The 18,013-nt window shown below is 64.1% G+C and carries 16 protein-coding genes; 11 read left to right on the forward strand and 5 right to left on the reverse strand.

Features of this window, described 5'->3' with window-relative positions; translation table 11 throughout:
* Positions 1–314: 314 nt before the first annotated feature.
* The 9 genes from PHA81_RS02505 (at position 315) to PHA81_RS02545 (ending at position 12,070) form a co-directional block, all read left to right on the forward strand.
* Positions 315–1,523, forward strand: coding sequence for a PLP-dependent aspartate aminotransferase family protein (locus tag PHA81_RS02505; RefSeq protein WP_005045520.1), 1,209 nt, complete (start codon positions 315–317; stop codon positions 1,521–1,523).
* Positions 1,524–1,867: 344 nt separating this feature from the next.
* A complete protein-coding gene (locus PHA81_RS02510; RefSeq protein ID WP_005045519.1) occupies positions 1,868–3,568 on the forward strand; it encodes a methylmalonyl-CoA mutase family protein in 1,701 nt (566 codons plus the stop codon).
* Positions 3,569–3,714: 146 nt separating this feature from the next.
* Positions 3,715–5,691, forward strand: a complete 1,977-nt coding sequence (gene acs, locus PHA81_RS02515) for an acetate--CoA ligase (RefSeq protein ID WP_005045518.1) — start codon at positions 3,715–3,717, stop codon at positions 5,689–5,691.
* A 159-nt stretch (positions 5,692–5,850) separates the two neighbouring features.
* On the forward strand, positions 5,851–7,323 hold the full coding sequence (locus PHA81_RS02520) for a substrate-binding protein (protein WP_273834972.1): 1,473 nt from the start codon (positions 5,851–5,853) through the stop codon (positions 7,321–7,323).
* A gap of 195 nt (positions 7,324–7,518) precedes the next feature.
* The gene (locus PHA81_RS02525) at positions 7,519–8,490 is read left to right on the forward strand and encodes a branched-chain amino acid ABC transporter permease (protein ID WP_005045516.1); all 972 of its coding nucleotides are present in this window, start codon (positions 7,519–7,521) and stop codon (positions 8,488–8,490) included.
* Between the two features lie 181 nt (positions 8,491–8,671).
* Positions 8,672–9,814 carry a branched-chain amino acid ABC transporter permease gene (locus PHA81_RS02530; RefSeq protein ID WP_273834976.1) on the forward strand — a complete coding sequence of 381 codons (1,143 nt, stop codon included), beginning with the start codon at positions 8,672–8,674 and terminating at the stop codon, positions 9,812–9,814.
* Entirely contained in the window at positions 9,814–10,572 is a 759-nt protein-coding gene (locus tag PHA81_RS02535) for an ABC transporter ATP-binding protein (RefSeq protein ID WP_049910360.1), read from the forward strand. The genes PHA81_RS02530 and PHA81_RS02535 overlap by 1 nt, the downstream gene beginning before the upstream one ends.
* Positions 10,569–11,312 (forward strand): ABC transporter ATP-binding protein, encoded by a 744-nt coding sequence (locus PHA81_RS02540; protein ID WP_005045513.1) that lies wholly within the window; start codon positions 10,569–10,571, stop codon positions 11,310–11,312. Before PHA81_RS02535 ends, PHA81_RS02540 begins: the two co-directional genes overlap by 4 nt.
* On the forward strand, positions 11,309–12,070 hold the full coding sequence (locus PHA81_RS02545) for a thioredoxin family protein (protein ID WP_005045512.1): 762 nt from the start codon (positions 11,309–11,311) through the stop codon (positions 12,068–12,070). Before PHA81_RS02540 ends, PHA81_RS02545 begins: the two co-directional genes overlap by 4 nt.
* A gap of 67 nt (positions 12,071–12,137) precedes the next feature.
* Here the strand turns inward: PHA81_RS02545 and PHA81_RS02550 are convergent, their stop codons facing one another.
* Positions 12,138–12,533, reverse strand: a complete 396-nt coding sequence (locus tag PHA81_RS02550; RefSeq protein ID WP_005045511.1) for a universal stress protein — start codon at positions 12,531–12,533, stop codon at positions 12,138–12,140.
* An 87-nt stretch (positions 12,534–12,620) separates the two neighbouring features.
* Between PHA81_RS02550 and PHA81_RS02555 the strand changes: the two genes are divergently transcribed.
* Entirely contained in the window at positions 12,621–13,496 is an 876-nt protein-coding gene (locus PHA81_RS02555) for a hypothetical protein (protein ID WP_005045510.1), read from the forward strand.
* Positions 13,497–13,542: 46 nt separating this feature from the next.
* Here PHA81_RS02555 and PHA81_RS02560 read toward each other — a convergent pair whose 3' ends face one another.
* From PHA81_RS02560 to PHA81_RS02575, 4 genes are all read right to left on the reverse strand, one after another.
* The gene (locus PHA81_RS02560; protein ID WP_005045509.1) at positions 13,543–13,821 is read right to left on the reverse strand and encodes a hypothetical protein; all 279 of its coding nucleotides are present in this window, start codon (positions 13,819–13,821) and stop codon (positions 13,543–13,545) included.
* 342 nt (positions 13,822–14,163) lie between these two features.
* The gene (locus tag PHA81_RS02565) at positions 14,164–15,957 is read right to left on the reverse strand and encodes a cbb3-type cytochrome c oxidase subunit I (RefSeq protein WP_049910366.1); all 1,794 of its coding nucleotides are present in this window, start codon (positions 15,955–15,957) and stop codon (positions 14,164–14,166) included.
* 190 nt (positions 15,958–16,147) lie between these two features.
* Entirely contained in the window at positions 16,148–16,540 is a 393-nt protein-coding gene (locus PHA81_RS02570; RefSeq protein WP_273834978.1) for a DUF6684 family protein, read from the reverse strand.
* A 40-nt stretch (positions 16,541–16,580) separates the two neighbouring features.
* The gene (locus PHA81_RS02575; protein ID WP_005045506.1) at positions 16,581–16,985 is read right to left on the reverse strand and encodes a hypothetical protein; all 405 of its coding nucleotides are present in this window, start codon (positions 16,983–16,985) and stop codon (positions 16,581–16,583) included.
* A gap of 117 nt (positions 16,986–17,102) precedes the next feature.
* On the opposite strand from PHA81_RS02575, the gene PHA81_RS02580 reads away from it, so the two are divergent.
* Positions 17,103–17,963, forward strand: coding sequence for a heme-copper oxidase subunit III (locus tag PHA81_RS02580; RefSeq protein WP_005045505.1), 861 nt, complete (start codon positions 17,103–17,105; stop codon positions 17,961–17,963).
* The last annotated feature ends 50 nt before the right edge of the window (positions 17,964–18,013 follow it).

Consider the following 18,013-nt stretch of genomic DNA (forward strand, 5'->3'; position numbering starts at 1 on the left):
GGGATCGGCACGATTTCATGGACTTTCGCTACCCTCTCGACAGCCTGTCCCCCGTTTGCACGCCACCAGTCGTCGCTTTTGTGTTGCTACCGTTATCAGCATCGGCGATCCGGGACACACTTCGAATACGAGCGGTTCGACAACTACCGGGAGCGATCGGGTTCCACCCCGAATCGCGAAGAAGTTCTGAAAGCAGCACACAACCCACGAATCCAGAGGTAGTATCGTTGCGTGATGATCGAAAGTAATACGAATATTGGTTTTTATTACCCGAAATTGCACACGTTTATCGCGTGGCTGTCCGTGGCAGTGGCATGGAGAGAGAGACTGAGCCTCGTTTCGAGACACGGAGTGTCTCGACCGGCGAAGATCCCGCAGAGACGAGTGCCGGAGACGTGACGGTCCCGATTCATCTGGCCTCTACGTACACCCTCCCCGGTATCGACTCCGACCTCTCGTTGGAAGACGTCGACCCGGATCGCGGCGAATACCTCTACGGTCGGCTCTCGAACCCAACACGGCACGCTGCTGAGAAGCGAATTGCTAGCCTCGAACGGGCAGATCACGGCTTCTGTTTCGCGTCGGGTTCTGCTGCCATCGCGACCACGTTTCTCGCCACCGTCGAGCCAGGTGATCACGTCGTCGCGTTCGATGACCTCTATGCAGGTACAACACGGATGCTGACCGATTTCTTCGAAAAGCAGTTGAACGTTCGAGTGACCAGTGTTGATGCAACCGACCCTGGGAACGTCGAGGCAGCCATCCAGCCCGAAACGAAGCTGGTCTGGATGGAGTCCCCAACGAACCCATCCATGCGGATATGTGATCTGTCTACGATAGCGAACGTTGCCCACGAAAACGATGCGCTGCTCGGTGTCGACAACACGTTTCTCTCTCCGTACTTCCAGCAACCACTTTCGCTCGGTGCTGACGTGGTCGCTCACTCCACGACGAAGTACCTCAACGGCCACTCCGACTCCATCGGCGGTGCTGTCGTCACCGATCACGATACGGTAGCCGAAGAGATGAAATTCCTCCAACAGATCGCATTGGGGAATCAGATGCCGCCATTCGACGCATATCTCCTTCTCCGGGGGACGAAAACGCTCTCTGCCCGGATGCGTGATCACGAAGCTAACGCACTGGTGATCGCAGAGTACTTGGAAGACCACGATGCGGTGGATACCGTCCACTATCCTGGATTGGAGTCCCACCCCCAACACGATCTGTCCGAGCGCCAGCAGTCCGGCTACGGGGGTATTCTTTCGTTCGATATCCAGGGAGATCAGTCCGATGCGATCGAATTTCTCGAATCGCTTTCGGAGTTCTCACTGGCAGTTTCGGTTGGTGGTGTCGAGTCGCTGATCCAACTGCCCGCAGCGATGACGCACGAACCGCTGGGAGCCGAAACCCGATCGGCGCTCGGAATCACCGATACACTCATCAGAATGTCCGTAGGTATCGAGCATATCGACGACCTCGTTGCGGATCTCGACGACGGATTTGCATCGATAGCGCAATGAGTGTGTCATCGGATCCGAATATGACTCCCGAGTGACGAGCGAAGCGGCGTAGCGTTCCAGAAACCCCTCCTCTCCGCAGTTCCAACACCCGTCCAACCCACGGACTTCCCCGAGTCGCGGGTCCCGACTCGCTCGCGCAGGTCCGAAAAGGAAAGCGCGTCCTCGGCATCCGCGATCTCACGGTGGATGGCGACCCGCGTTTCGTTGCCGAGGGCCGAGAGGCGTCGCTCGGATCCGCTGTGGAGTGGGTCGTGGTCGACGTTCGGCCGTCCGTCGGTATCGATCCGTGCTCGATCGACACCGATGCCCGAATCTTCTTTACCGGCCCGGTAACAACGTCCAGTATGTACGACGATGAAGATCTCGCCGCAATTCGGGAGGAGAAAGAACGGTGGAGCGAGGAGACGCTCGACCCCGTTCTCGATCGCCACGGCGAGCGCCAGGAGCGCTTCGCCACCGTCTCGAACCTCGAAGTCGACCGACTCTACACCCCCGACGACGTCGCGGACATCGACTACGAGGAGGATCTCGGGTACCCCGGCGAGGAGCCCTACACCCGGGGTGTCTACCCCACGATGTACCGCGGTCGGACGTGGACGATGCGCCAGTTCGCCGGGTTCGGCACCGCAGAAGAGACCAACGAGCGGTTCCGTTTCCTCGTCGACGAAGGGCAAACCGGCCTATCGACCGCGTTCGACATGCCGACGCTGATGGGGATCGATTCGGACGATCCGATGGCCGACGGCGAAGTGGGGAGAGAGGGCGTCGCTGTCGACACGCTTCGGGACATGGAGATCCTCTTCGACGGGATCGATCTCGAAGAGGTCTCGACCTCCTTCACCATCAACCCGAGCGCACCCGTGATCTTCGCGATGTACGTCGCGCTCGCCGACAAGCGTGGCGTGCCCCGCGAGAAACTTCGTGGGACCATGCAGAACGACATGCTGAAGGAGTTCATCGCCCAGAAAGAGTGGGTCACGCCCCCCGAGTCTTCACTCGAACTCGTTACTGATACTGTCGAGTTCGCGGTCGAAGAGACCCCGAAGATCAAGCCGATCTCGATCTCGGGATATCACATCCGGGAAGCGGGCTCGACCGCGATTCAGGAGCTCGCCTTCACCCTCGCCGACGGGTTCGCGTACGTCGAGGACGCGATGGAGCGCGGACTCGAGATCGACGAGTTCGCCCCGCAACTGTCCTTTTTCTTCAACTCGCACAACTCGCTGTTCGAGGAGGTCGCGAAGTTCCGGGCCGCCCGCCGGATCTACGCGAACGTGATGGACGAGTGGTACGACGCCGAGGACCCGAAATCGAAGCAGTTGAAGTTCCACACCCAGACCGCGGGTCAGTCTCTCACTGCCCAGCAGCCGCTCAACAACATCGCCCGCGTGACGGTTCAGGCGCTCGCGGGCGTGCTCGGTGGAACACAGAGCCTCCACACCAACAGCTACGACGAGGCGCTTGCGCTGCCATCCGAAGACGCCGTTCGTGTGGCGCTCCGGACTCAGCAGATCATCGCCGAGGAATCCGGTGCGGCCGACATCGTTGACCCGCTCGGGGGGAGTTTCGCGGTCGAGTCGCTGACCGACGAGACCGAGGCGAAAGCGATGGAATACATCGAGGAGATCCGCGAGATGGGCGACGGCTCCGTTCGAGACGGCGTCCTGACGGGAATCGAACAGGGCTACTTCCACCGCGAGATTCAGGACGCCTCGTTCGAGTATCAAGAGCGCGTCGAGGAAGGCGAGGAGACCGTCGTCGGCGTCAACGAGTACACGATGGACGAGGACACCCGCCCGGAGATCCTCGAAGTCGACGAGGGGGTCCAGGAACGACAGCAGTCCCGCCTCGCCGACGTGAAAGCAGAACGCGACGACGGGAAGGTCGAGGACGCGCTGGCGGACCTCGAAGACGCCATCGAGACGGGCGAGAACACGATGCCGGCGATCGTCGACGCGGTCAAGGTCGGGACGTCGATGGGCGAGATCATGCGGGTGTTCGAGGCGCGCCACGGTTCGTACAGCGAGACCGTCGGCGTCGCCTGATCACGGAAGCGTCGACGTCCGAACACGCCCGATCGACCGACGGCGACACGCCCGGATTTTCGATTCGAGTTCTTGTGTCGCGAAACAATGCGGGTATCGTTAACGATATGTGGCGTACCACCGAACCACACGACTGGAGGACAATCATGTCAGACGAGGATATCACGATCGAGTCGCGGCTCGCCGAACAGGACTACTTCGAGCCGCCCGAATCGTTCGTCGACCAGGCGAACGCCGCCGACCCCGCGATCTACGACCGCTTCGACGAGTTCCCCGCAGGCTTCGAGGAGTACGCCGAGATGCTCGACTGGGAGTCCGAGTGGGACACGGTGCTCGACGACTCCAACCCACCGTTCTACGAGTGGTTCGTCGGCGGGGAGTTGAACGCGAGCCACAACTGCGTCGACCGCCACCTCGCAGAGCGTGGCGACGAGACCGCCATCCTCTGGGAGGGTGAGGACGGCGAGACCCGCGACATCACCTACGACGATCTCCACGAACAGGTCAACGAGACCGCGGCCGCACTCCGATCGGTCGGGGTCGAAGAGGACGATATCGTCACGATCCACCTCCCGATGGTGCCCGCGCTCCCGATCACGATGCTCGCGTGTGCCCGGATCGGTGCGCCCCACAGCGTGGTCTTCGCGGGCTTTTCGGCGAACGCGCTCGCCGAGCGCGTCGGCAGCGCCGAGTCGGATCACATCGTGACGATCGACGGCTACTACCGCCGCGGCGAGTTCCTCGATCACATCGAGAAGGCCGACCAGGCCATGACGGAGACCGACCGTGATCCCGAGGTCCTCGCGTGGACCCGCCACGACGAGCCGGAGGTCGACGTCAGCGACGACTACACGATGATGTCGGCGCTGCTGGACGACCACCGCGGCGAGACGGTCGAGCCGGTCAGTCGCGACGCCGAGGACCCCCTCTTTTTGATGTACACCTCCGGCACGACCGGCCAGCCGAAGGGCTGTCAGCACCGCACCGGCGGGTATCTCGCGTACGTGACGGGGACCTCGAAGTACGTCGAGGACATCAAACCCGAGGACACCTACTGGTGTCCCGCCGACATCGGCTGGATCACCGGCCACTCCTACATCGTCTACGGCCCACTCTCGCTGGGCACGACGACGGTGATGTACGAGGGCGCACCCGATCATCCCACCAAGAGCCGGATCTGGGAGATCGCCGAGTCCTACGACGTCGATATCTTCCACACCTCGCCGACTGCCGTGCGTCAGTTCATGAAATGGGGCGAGGAGCACGTCGAGGGCCACGACTTCGACTTCCGACACATGACCACCGTGGGCGAGCCGATCCAGCCCGAGGCGTGGCTCTGGTACTACAAGCACATCGGCGACGAGAGCGCGGTCATCGTCGACACGTGGTGGCAGACCGAGACTGGCGGCCACCTCATCACCAACCTGCCCGCGATCCAAGACATGAAGCCAGGCAGCGCGGGCCACCCCGCACCGGGGATCCAGCCCGCGATCTACGACGACAACGGCGAGGCGATCCCGACCGAAAGCGACGAGGCGGGCAACCTCGTCATCGAGCGCCCGTGGCCCGGGATGCTCCAGACCGTCTACGGCAACGACGAGCGGTTCATCTCGGAGTACTGGGAGCGGTTCTCGGACACGGATTCCGACGATTCGAGCGACTGGGTGTACGAGGCGGGCGACGGCGCGGTCCAGGCCGAGGACGGCTACTATCGTGTTCTCGGGCGGCTCGACGACGTGATGAACGTCGCCGGCCACCGGCTGGGAACGATGGAGCTCGAAAGTGCCGTCGCGGAGGTCGAGGACGTCGCCGAGGCCGCGGTCGCCGCGCGCGAGGACGCCCAGAAGGGCGAAGTCCCCGACGTCTACGTCACCGTCAGGGAGGGTGTCGAAGAGAGCGAGGCGGTCCGCGACCGGATCGTGGGCGCGATCGAGCAGGAGATCGGGAAGTTCGCGCGACCGAACGAGGTCATCTTCGTCGACGACCTCCCGAAAACCCGGTCGGGCAAGATCATGCGCCGACTGCTCGAGAACATCTCGAACGGTGACGATCTGGGGAACACCACCACACTTCGGGATCCGAGCGTCCCCGAGGAGATCCGCGACCAGGTCCAGGCCGACTAAACAGCCGTCCACTCGTCCTCACCGAGCCGTCTCGACGGTCCAACGTGTCGAACGGTATCGATTCAGTTCCAGGAGTGGCATCAATCGCCTGCTTTATTGATCAACCACAGATATTGTTCTGATGCAAAGATTATTATGTTCTTCTTCCATGCAACTGGTATGCGACGCGAGGACACAGGACAGACCCGCCGTGACGTGCTCAAACTGGCCGGTGCATCGGGAACCGTCGGTATCGCCGGTTTGGCAGGCTGTCTCGGCGGTGGTGGCGACGGAAACGACTCCAGTGGTGGCGGTAACGGTTCCGGCGGTGGCGGCGGTGGAAGCAACGGGTCCGGTGGTGGTGGTAACGGTTCCGGCGGTGGTGGTAACGGTTCCGGCGGTGGTGGTAACGGTTCCGGCGGTGGCGGCGGGGATTACCCGTCACTCGGCAACTTCCCGATCGAAGGCGATACCGCGATGTTCGGGCTCACCGTCCCCCAGAGCGGGTCCTACCAAGCAGAGGGCGCGAGCGAACTCAACGCGTACAAACTCGCCATCAACCATCTCAACAACGGCGGCGGCTGGGTCGGCAACTTCGAGGACCTCAGCGGTGATGGCGTGCTCGGCAAGCAGATCGACTTCGTAGAGGGCGACACAGCGACCGACCCCGACACGGCACGGAACGCCGCCAGCCGGATGATCAATCGGGACAACGTGATCATGTTCACCGGCGGGTCGTCGAGTGCAGTGGCGATCGCGCTCGAATCGCTGGCCCAACAGGAGAAGGTGCTGTACCAGTGTTGTCTCACCCACTCGAACGCCACGACCGGAAAGGACTGCCGGCGGTACGCCTTCCGGGAGATGTTCAACGCGTACACGACCGCACAGGCACTCGTGCCACCGGTGACGGAGGAGTACGGGGACGACCTGAACTTCTACCAGCTCTACGCCGACTACACGTGGGGCCAGAGCGTCCAGTCGTCGATGAAGCAGTTCTTCGAGGAGGCCGGCTGGACCGAGGTCGGCAACACGGCGACGCCGCTGGGAACCTCCGATTTCTCCTCGTACCTCTCGGAGGCCCAAAGCTCGGACGCGGACGTGCTGTTCCTCGACGAGTACGGGCTCGACGGTGCGAACTCGCTCAAGCAGGCCGTCAACCAGGGTCTGACGGAGAACATGGAAATCGTCGTCCCGCTGTACAACCAGCTGGTGGCCGGTAACGCGAAACAGGCGATCCCGGGCGTGTTCGGGACGACCGCGTGGGATCCGGGGATCGACAACGAGCCATCGAACACGTTCGCCGACGCGTTCCAGCAGGAGTATGGCAACCCACCACCGGGCGTCGCACAGCTCGCGTACGCACAGATCCTCCAGTACGCGGCCGCCGCCGAACGCGCTGGGACGTTCTACCCGCCGGAAGTCATCCGACAGCTCGAGGGTTACGAGTACAACAACATCGGTCTGGGCCAGGAAGTGATGCGGAAATGCGACCACCAGGCTCAACGGGCGGTCCCGGTCGTCCAGGGGAAACAGACCGGCGACCAGAGCGAGGGCGACCTGCTGGATCTCGTCAACCTCGTCCCCAGCGACCAGGTCGGCTACGACTGCAACACCGGCCCGGCGGCCGAGTGCGAGCTCGGCAGCTACGAGTAGTTCTCCCATCACACCGCGTTTCGAGGGCAATATGTGGTACCGACGATCGAGCGACCGGCCGAGAGAAGACGACAGAATGAACGATCCAACAGCGACCGACTCGAACAGTACCGTCAAGTACCACCGATCTCCCTGCCACCGTCGGCAGTTCGGCGTCGGTGGCGAACGACCGAGAAGCGAGAGCAGGAGCGTTCGATGAGCCTCCTTGCCGAAACGGTCCGCATTCTCCTCAACGGCCTCCAGACGGGGGCGATCTACGTGCTGTTGGCGATCGGGCTGTCGATCATCCTCGGCACGCTCAAGTTCGTGAACTTCGCCCACGGCGCGCTGTACGTCGTGGGACTCTACGTCGGCCTTCTGGTCTCCCAGGAAACGACGTTCTCGCAGGGACAGCTCGCCGAGTTCGGATTCGGCACGCTCGGGCTCGACATGGGATTTCTGGCCGCGTTGATCATCGTCCCAATCATCGTTTTCGTGCTCGGGATGGCGATGGAACGGTTCGTCGCACGACCGTTTTACGACCGCCCCGACACCGACCAGATCCTCCTCACCTTCGGGCTCGCGATCGTGGTTCAGCAGGCTCTCAGGGTGCTTTTCGGCGGCAACAGTCAAAGCTTCGCCCAGCCCGCGTGGGCGTCAGGGGCGGTGCAGCTGCCGCTGGTCGGCGGGTTCCCCCAGTGGCGGCTCTGGGTGATCGTCATCACGGCAGTGTTGGTTGTGCTCGTGTACGCGCTGATCGAGTTCACCGACTTCGGGCTCACCGTGAGAGCGGGCACCCAGGATTCGGAGATGGTCCAACTCCTCGGGATCAAGATCACGCGGCCGTACATCGCGGTGTTCGGTATCGGTGCCGCGCTGGCTGGCGTCGCCGGCGTCGTCGGTGGCCCGCTGACCGTCGTCAACCCGACCGTCGGGACCGACGTTCTCGTGCCAGCGTTCCTCACGGTCGTCATCGGCGGGCTCGGCAGCATCAGAGGCGCGGTGCTTGGCGGGCTGATCCTCGGGATCACGCAGTCGTTCCTGATCCAGTGGAGCCTCGTGATCCCCGCGCTCGGGATCAACTACGGGCTCGCGCCGTGGTCCCAGGTCGGGATCTACGCGATCGCCGCGATCATCCTCCTCGTGCGTCCTCAGGGCCTGCTCGGCAGCGAGGTGGATATCTCATGAGACTGGAGACGACGCCGATCCACGGTGAATCGACCGACCCACGCCCGCGGCGTTTATTAGCGCGCACTCCGTGTGAGAGACATGAGACCGTCGATCACGGTACCGACCCCCATTGTACGGTTCCACGGTGTCGACGGAACTGGGCCACGTGGATTCGTGGCCGTCCGTGGAGGTGGTGTGCATGAGTGATAAGAACGCGAACGCGACCGAGACCGAAGCCGACGGCGGCGAGACCGTGAGTGGGGGGACCGGTACGGCGTCCCTCGATGGGGTCCGATCCCGGTGGGAGCGCGTCCGCGGGCGGGAGTCGACGATCATCGCGCTGACGATCGTCGGCGTCGCGCTGTTTCCGTATCTGCTCGCCCGAGCACCGGTGATCAGCGATCTGCTTCAGGGCTACCAGGAGCTGGCGTCGTTGATCCTCGTCTGGGGGATCTTCGCGATCGGGTTCGACCTACTGCTCGGGCGCACAGGACTGCTCTCCTTCGGCCACGCTGCGCTCTGGGGAGCGGGTGCGTACGCGGCCGGCTGGCTCAGTGCGAACGTCGTCCAGTCCCCGCTCGTGATCGTCGGGATCGCGGTGCTGTTCGCTGTGGTCCTCTCGGTCGTGCTCGGGGTGTTGTCGCTCCGGCGGGGCGGGATCTACTTCGCGATTCTCACGCTGGCGTTCGCCCAGATGATCTACTACATGGCCTCGGCACCGCTCGCGTCCATCACTGGCGGCGACAACGGGTTGACCGGCGTGGAGATCGGGCCGCTGCTCGGCTCGTTCGACCTCGGGACAGAGCTCCCGTCGGTCGCCGGAACGCTGCTCGGCACGTGGCGATACGCGTTCATCGCCGCGGCACTGGTGGCGAGCGTCGCGGTCATCCTGCGGATCCTCAACTCACCGTACGGGATCGTGTTCCGTGCCATCCACGAGAACGAGCAGCGCGCGTCGTTCGTCGGCTTCAACGTCTGGCGATACAAACTGGCGGCGTTCGTGCTCTCGGGGACGTTTGCGGGGCTCGCGGGAGCGCTGTTCACCGTCCACGGCGAGTACGTCCCGCTGTCCTCGCTGTACTGGACCACGAGCGGCGAAGTGGTCATCATGACCGTTCTCGGCGGCGTCGGGACGTTGATCGGCCCGCTGATCGGAGCCGGGATCTACCTCTGGGTCGAGTACATCGTGAGCGGTGGCTACCCCTTCGACTGGATCGGCCCCTACTGGCATCTCGTGCTCGGACTGGTCTTCGTCACGGTCGTCGTCCTGTTCCCCCAGGGCGTCTGGGGCGTCGTGGAGGACGGTCGATCGTGGATCGCGGCACGGCTGGAGGAGCGCTGATGGCGCTGCTCGAAACCCGTGGGCTCGTGAAGCGGTTCAACGGGCTCACCGCGACCGACGACGTCGATATCGCGATCGAAGAGGGCGAGCGCGTGAGCGTGATCGGGCCGAACGGCGCGGGGAAGACCACGCTCATCAACCTCATCACGCGGATGCTCGATCCAACCGAGGGCGACATCGTGTTCCAGGGCGAGTCGATCACCGACCGTGCCCCCTACGAGGTCGTCCAGCAGGGGATCAGCAAATCGTTCCAGACCGCCTCGATCTTCCCGGAACTCACGGTCGAGGAGAACGCCGAAATAGCTGCACTCGGGGCCGAACACGGCTCGTTCCGGCTCAACTTCCTCCGTCATCGCAACCGGTATTCGGCGGTCGACGACGCGACCAAGCGAACCCTCGAAGCCGTCGATCTCTGGGGCCAGCGCGAAGTGCCGGCGGCCGATCTCCCCTACGGCGACAAGCGCCGGCTGGAGATCGGGATCGCGCTCGCAAGCGAGCCGGATCTCCTCCTGATGGACGAGCCCACCGCCGGAATGAGCCCCGAGGAGACCAACGCGACCGTCTCGCTCATCGAGGACGTGAAGGAGGAGCTCGGACTCACACTGGTGTTGGTCGAACACGACATGGAGATCGTTTTCGAGGTCTCCGATCGCATCATCGTCCTCAATCGGGGCCGAGTCATCGCGGAGGGGACCCCCGAGGAGATCCAGGGCGATCCGGACGTTCAGGAAGCCTACCTCGGTGGTGTCGAGCTGTGAGCCTGCTTACGCTCGACGAGGTCGACGCGTACTACGGCGAGAGCCACATCCTGCGCGACCTCTCGATGACGGTCGAGGACGGCGAGATCTGTGCGCTGCTCGGTCGCAACGGCGCGGGGAAGACGACGACGCTGCGCTCGATCGCGAGTTCGAAGCCGCCCGACGTCCGCGACGGTACGATCACCTACGACGGCGAGGACATCACCGGGAGAGCCGTCGAGGACGTCGCGATGGCCGGGATATCGCTCGTGCCCGAGGAGCGACGGATCTTCGCGGACCTCACCGTCGGCGAGAACCTCCACCTTGCGGACGTCGCGCGCAACCGTTCAAACACGTTCGGACGCTCGGTACAGGTCCAGCGGAGCGGGATGTCGACCGAGGATGTGTTCGAGTTCTTCCCCCGACTCGAAGAGCGCGAATCCCAGAAGGCCGGCACGCTCTCCGGTGGCGAACAACAGATGCTCGCGATCGGTCGCGCGCTGAAACAGAACACCGAGCTGTTGATGCTCGACGAACCCTACGAGGGGCTCGCACCGCAGATCATCCAGGCGGTCGAGAACGCGATCGAGCGGATCCGCGACGCAGGCACGACCCTCCTGCTGGTCGAGCAGAACGCCGCGGCGGCGATCAAGATCGCGGATCGGTGTTACGTGATCGACCAGGGTGCGATCGTGTTCGACGGCACCGCCGAGGAGCTTCGTGACGACGACGAAACCCGTGAACGGTATCTCGGCGTATGACGGCCGACGATACCGACACCGAACGCACCGGAGCCACCGTGGATACCGGCAGTGACGACAACGATAGAGCCGACCCCGACGCCGAAGCGCTCCTCGACGCGCTCATCGACGGCGGCGTGGTCGCGGTCGACCCGGAAACCTCGACGGTCGCCACGACCGCCGAATTCGAGGACACCCGTGCGGTGTATCACGACACCTACGCCGACGCGTCGGCCGAACGGTTCCACGAGTCGGTCGCCGAGGTGTTCGGTCTCGACTCGGCGGGGGCTGCGGCCGAGCAGGTCGACGAACTCGGCGTCACCCGCGAAGAGTTCGTCGCGTACCTCGCGATCGACGCCCACCTCGATCGGTCGCCGTCGACGGCGACCCTCGCCAGGATGGCGCGTGTGGTGAGCGAACTGCGTCCCGGGACACCGGTTCCGGATGCGGTGGTCGAACTCGACGACGGGAGCTACGAGAGGTTCGTCTCGTCGCACGACCGCGCGATCGTCACGGTCTGGAAACACCACTGTGACCCCTGCGAGGCGATGAAGGACGACCTCGACGAGATCCTCGCCGCGATCCCCGATGAGGTGGCCGTCGGGGGTCTCGACGGTGAGGACTGCCCCGAGTTTCGGCGTGCAATCGGCATCGACGCCGCCCCGGCGCTGGCGCTGTTCACGGACGGGGAACTTCGGGAAGGGTTCACCGGTCGGGCGACGCCTGACCGTGTCGCCGCGGCGTGTACCGAGGTCTACGAAGATGGCGACGGCGCGTGACACCGCGAGCACGGTTCGCGCGGCGAACGACCCCGATTTTGAGAGCGCCGTCGAAGCGACGTGGCGCTCAGTCGTTCAACCCGGCGACGAGCACCGGGCGCTCCGCGTTGAGGATCACCGACTGAGTCACGCTGCCGAACAGCGCCTTTCCCGACGGGTTGCGCTTTCGTCCACCGATGTAGATCGCGTCGGCGTCCCGCTCGGTCGCCAGTCGAAGGATGGCGTCGGTCGGGTCACCACTCTCCTCCGCGACGGAGTTCTCGATCCCGGCGTCGTCGAGGCGATCGAGCGCGCGCCGGACCGATCCAACCTGGGTAACGGACGCCCCCGACGGGTTCTCGCCGAAGACGTGACAGACCGTGACGTGAACGCCGTCGGCCGCGTTCGGCAGACGAGTAACGGCGTCGAGCTGTCGATCGAGGCTCGTTCCGTCCGCGTCAACACACAACAGGATCTCGTACATGTCCGACCACTCCGGAGAGCGGCGACTTAGCTGTTGTGACGGGATCGAATCCAGAATCGCAGTACGGGTATCGTGAGGGGCACCCACATGCGCCGCATCCTTCCGTTCGTCCTCGTCGTCTGTGTCGTTCTCGCCGGCTGCAACGGTGTCTTCGGGACAGAGAGCGACGAACGGACGCCGACGCTCACGCCGGTAGCCGTCCCGACCGACGAACCGACCCCGACGCCCGTGCCACGGCTCGCACCGGGTCTCACCGGCAAAGGAGTCGTGAACGCCAGTGCGCTCGCAGCGGCACACACCGCCGCGTTCGAGAACACGTCGTTCACGGTACGGCAGACGGTGGTGTACCGAGCCGAGAACGGCACGTCGATCCGTCGGATCGAGAGCACTACTCGTGTCGCCGATGGCCGCTTTCGGGTCACGAGGCGCTGGAACGAATCGACGACGTTGCAGCAGGTGGAGTACTACGACGACAGCGAGCGTGTTCTCGTAGCAACGACCAGGGCGAACGACACGACGACGTATCGCCGGTTGTCGCCACAGGCGGTCGTCGCCCAGCGGTCGTCGGTCCTGGGAGCGGGCAGCGGACGGATCGAAACGATGTTCGTCGCCGCCGAAACCCGCGTCGCCAACCGGACAGACCGCAACGGTACGACGGTCTATCGCCTCGTGCCGGCGGTAGCTCGCCGAGAGACGTCGAACACGGCGACCGTTCTGGATCGATCCGTCAGCGTCCGTGCTGGCGTCACCGAACAGGGGCTCGTGCGGAACTACACGCTCACCCAGCGACTCAGTGGTGATGGGGCCGACGGGGCGACGACGATCGTCGTCTCGGCGCGCTACACCGCGATCGGCGCGACCGATGTCGAGCGCCCCACCTGGTACGGAAACGCGCTCGCGGCGACCGACGCGACGGCGTCGAATCGAAACGAGACGAATCCGAGGCCGACGACAGCCGGCTGAACGGTCCTGATTGGTCCGTCGTCCGGCTTGCTCGTGAATCCGCCCGTTATGCGTCGTAGCGCTGCGAGGCGTAGCTCACGAGGATCAAAACGATTCCCAGCCCGACCCCCATCGTCCCCATCCCGTAGATCGCGAGCCCGAGCGGCGTGGGCTGGAGTTCGATCAGGAAGAAGAGATCGACCGGGCGGAGCTCCTCGGGGCCATAGGTTCCGAGCAAAAAGCCCGTGAGCCCAGCGATGGCGATGACAACGACGTACACGACCATGACCACCGATCGACCGCGTCGGCCGGTGGATGGCGTCGTCGCCGTCGGATTCTCCGACATACCGCTACGTCGCGCCCGCCGGACAATCAGCCTTTTGTCCTCGCGCGCCTCACATGCCGTATGGCCGAAAAAGAACTCCTCCTGTTGATTCTGGTCGCCATCTCGATGTCGATGGCGGTGATGACCGTCGTGCTGGTCGTCAGCTGATACGGTCGCCGACAACCTGCGATCGAATCTCCGACCGCACAGCACAACCGCCTGTTCTACTCGTCTTCTGCTGTTCGGGAGTTCTATTTCACTCCTTCGACGAGAGTCGTACGACAGCGGCGCGTTCACCATCGTCGGAGCGATCCGACGTGGTTTGCGGTCGCGTTGCGACCGCTCACTTCCGGGAGACTCGTTTCACTCGTCCGACGAGGTTCGCCTCGTTTCGCTCGGCTCACCGCCGTCAGTCATCGCCGTCTCCTCGTCGGTATCCTCACCGCCGTCGGCGATCGCGGTCTCGGTGCGGCGTTCGTGCCACTGCCACTCGTGGGTGAACTGGCCGCTCTCCTTCAGGTTCCACGGATCGGCGTCCTCCATCGTCGGAGCCTCGTACCACGACTGGACGATGTTCCAGATCCAGATGACCTGGCCAACGAAGATGAGCAGTGCGCCGAGCGTTGCGAGCTGGTGGAAGACGGTGATGATGTTCACCGGCCCGAGGCCGAAGTCGTACGTCGCGTACCGCCGGGGCATCCCGAGATAGCCGAGGAACAGCATGGCGAAGAACGTCAGGTTGGTCCCGATGGCGGTGAGCCAGAAGTGGGCTTTCGCCAGCCGCTTCTGGTACATCTTCCCGGTGAACAGCGGGAACCAGTAGTAGATTCCGGCGAAGAAGGCGAACCCGAGCAGCCCCATCACGATGTAATGGAAGTGGCCCACCACGTAGTAGGTGTCGTGGAGGACGAGGTCCACGGGGATCGAGGCGAGGAACACACCGGTGACCCCGCCGATGATGAAGTTCGACACCGCGCCGATACAGAACAGCATCGGGGCTGTCAGTCTGACGTTGCCGCCCCACATCGTGGTGATCCAGTTGAACGTCTTGACCGCGCTCGGGATCGCGATCGCGAGCGAGACCGCCATGAAGCTCGCGCGGATCCGGGGATCGATCCCGGTCGCGAACATGTGGTGAGCCCAGACGCCGAACGAGAGCACTCCGATCGCCAGCGTCGAGTAGACCACGAACTTGAAGCCGAACAGCTTCCGTCCGCTGAACTTCGGGATCACGAGACTCAGTATCCCCATCGGCGGTAGCGCGAGGATATACACCTCGGGATGGCCGAAGAACCAGAACAGGTGCTGCCAGAGGATCGGTCCGCCGCCCTCTCCGACCGCGAAGAACGTCGTCGCGAAGTTGCGATCGAGCAGCAGCATGATGAGCGCGCTCCCCAGCAGCGGGAACGCGAACAGGATCAGCCCGGACTGGGTCAGGATCGTCCAGCTGAAGATGTCGAGATTCGCCCAGTTGACGTCGGGACCGCGCTCGGTGAAGATGGTGGCGATGAAGTTGATCGACCCCATCGTCGCCGAAACCCCGGTAAGATGGAGGCCGAGCAGCATGAAGTCGACGCCGACGTTCGCCTGCGTTCCGGACCCGACGCCCGCCGACAGCGGGGTGTACATCGTCCACGCGGTCTGTGCCGGGACGATGTCGAGGCTTGCGATCGGCGCAGTAAAGAACCCCGCCCAGATCAGGATCGCCCCTGGTGGAAGGAGCCAGAACGCGATGGCGTTGATCCGTGGGAACGCCATGTCGTCAGCGCCGATCAGCAGCGGGATGAAGTAGTTCCCGAAGGCCGCGATCGCGGGCGTGCCGAACAGGAACAGCATCGTGATGCCGTGGCTCGTGAGCAACGAGTTGTAGAACTCAGCGCCGATGACGTCGGTGGCCGGCGCGAGGAGTTCGGCACGCATCAGCATGACCATGATCCCACCGACGGCAAAGGCAATGGTTGCGTACGTTCCGTACAGGACCCCGATGTCCTTGTGATCGACAGTCGTCAACCACCGGATGATCCCGCCGGGCTTCTCCTCGTGGGCGTAGCCGGTTTCGCCGGAAACGGCACCACCGCCGCCAGCCAGCGGCGTGTACGACCGCCAGTCCTCGATTCGGGTGAGCCAGACCGCCACGCCCGCGAGGAGCAGCCCCATCAGGACCGTCAGCGCGAGCTGGGCTTGTACCATACGCGGATCTCGAATCCACAGCGTAAAGAATCCTTAGATTTCGGCCAGCAGTTCGGGAAGACGAATCGCCCGACAGGAGCCTCTTCGCGGGCGAATTGGGTCGAGACCGACGGCGGGATGGAGACGGTTCGACGGCCGGATCACGACCGGTCGATCGTCACTCCGAGTCGGCTTCGGTGACGGCCGGTTCGAGATCGTCGTCATCCCCATCGGTCGTCGTTTCGTCGTCGGCCGTCTCGGCGGTGACGCCATCGGCGAGGTCAGCGGTCGCACCCGTCGATCCGGAGTCGGCGGTGCTGGAATCGGTGGTCACCGCTTCGGCGTCGGCCTGTTCGGCTCCGGCGATCGCCCGTCCGGAGAAGTACGTGAGGAGCGCGAGCGCGACGAAGGGAACCACCAGCAGCGCCATGCTCACCGCCGTCAGGAAGAGGTTCTGCTCCCACGGCCTGACGACGAGAAACAGCACCACGAAAAACAGGATGATCCCCAGGGGGATGACGTTGACCGTGAGATCGAGGAGCGTCTCGCGGTCGAAGGTACGCTCTGACATTGGCCGCGGGTTCGGCCAGCCCGATAAATAGGTTGTCGGTTCAGTACGGATCGTTCTCGACGTACCGTCCGCCGGCCCCCACGAGTGCGGCGACCACTCCCGCGACCGCGAGCGCCGCACCACGGGCGACGATCGCGCTGGGTTCGAGCAGAGTGGTCGCGAGCGCGTCGACCGAGAGGGTATCGAGCTGGGTGAACGCGAGGATCGCGCCGAGCGCCACGAGCGCGAGCCCGAGCCCCACGAGCAGGTTCCAGGGCCGCTCGGCGTAGCCCGACTCCTGGACGATCCCCGCGACCGACGCGACGAGCAACAGGAGGCCGCCGACGGCGACCGGGAAGACGTTAAAGAGGAGGCCGAGCTCCGAACACACGAACCCGAGGACCACGATCAGCGGCCAGGGGCTCGACATCCGGTACTGGTCGCTGATTCCGGGCTGCTCATCCATACCCGACGTTGGGCAGCGAGCGTAAGAAATCCATCGAAAGCCACGCGACCACGACGGCGATCGTGGCGACCGAGGAGGTTGGGAGGGTTTTTGGTGGTCGGTCCGCAACCCGAGCGCATGGGAACAGCGGACGATACGGCGGAAGAACACGGCGGCCATCACCTCCCGGCGGACGAGGACTGGCCGCGCGGGTTCGGCGAGGCGAGCTGGTGGCCGTTCGTGAGCGCGGCGGGCGCGGCCGGGCTGTACGTCGGCGCGGCCCTGTTCTTGCTGGGGCGTGGCGACGTGGAGATCGTGTCACCGATGGCCGGTCCGGCGGTGTTCATCGCCAGCACCGGACTGTTCCTCGGTGGCCTGTTCGGCTGGCTGTATCACGCCTTCATCGCCGACTTCTGGGCGCGCGGCACCGACGAACACAGCGCTGACACCCTCCGATTCGCGATGGTCCTGTTCCTCGGGACCGAGATCGCCACCTTCGGGGCCGGATTCATCTACTACTTCTTCATCCGGGTCGGCACGTGGGCACCCGGCGAGCTACCACCGCTGGTGAGTTCGCTCGTCCTCGCCAACACCGCGATCCTCGTGATCAGCAGTTTCACGTTCCACTTCGCCGAGGTCGCACTCCGGAAGGGCAACCGGCAACGCTTCCTCGGCTTGCTCTCGGTCACCGCGCTCCTCGGCATCGTCTTCATCGGTGGGCAGATCCTCGAGTACTACGAGTTCATCGTCCACGAGGGGTTCACGCTCACTAGCGGCATCTTCGCGAGCGCCTTCTTCGGGCTCACGGGCCTCCACGGTCTCCACGTCACGCTCGGGGCGATCCTGATCGGGATCGTCCTCATCCGGGCGTTCGCCGGCCAGTACTCCGCCGAACGTCACACCTCCGTGAGCACGGTCTCGATGTACTGGCACTTCGTCGACGTGGTCTGGCTCTTCCTGGTCGTGGTGCTCTACGTCGGCGCTGTCGCGAACGTCTGAGCGGTTTCGGCGGCTGAAAACGTCGATCGGAGCGTTTCGGCGTCTCAAAG

This window comes from Halococcus sp. PRR34, assembly GCF_028617175.1.
Classification (GTDB): domain Archaea; phylum Halobacteriota; class Halobacteria; order Halobacteriales; family Halococcaceae; genus Halococcus; species Halococcus salifodinae.